This window comes from Nocardiopsis lucentensis DSM 44048, from assembly GCF_000341125.1.
Classification (GTDB): domain Bacteria; phylum Actinomycetota; class Actinomycetes; order Streptosporangiales; family Streptosporangiaceae; genus Nocardiopsis; species Nocardiopsis lucentensis.
Window position 1 is genome coordinate 1 of record NZ_ANBC01000073.1, and the last position, 277, is coordinate 277.

Consider the following 277-nt stretch of genomic DNA (forward strand, 5'->3'; position numbering starts at 1 on the left):
CGGGTGGTGTGCCCGGACCCGCCGCCGAAGCCGACCAGCACACCGGCCGCGCCGGTCCGCATCAGGTGCAGGGCGGCGGTGTAGGTGGCGCAGCCGCCGACCACGACCGGCACGTCGAGGTCGTAGATGAACTGCTTGAGGTTGAGCGGCTCGGCCCGGCCGGACACGTGCTCGGCGGAGACCGTGGTGCCGCGGATGACGAAGAGGTCGACTCCGGCGTCGACGACCGCCTTATGGTACTGGGCGGTGCGCTGCGGCGACAGGCGGGGGGCGGGGG

At 73.6% G+C, this 277-nt stretch carries 1 protein-coding gene; it reads right to left on the reverse strand.

The window, feature by feature from the left end; translation table 11 throughout:
- Window positions 1–277 (reverse strand): IMP dehydrogenase (locus D471_RS32645; protein ID WP_040687956.1); only part of this gene is annotated, 277 nt, incomplete at both ends.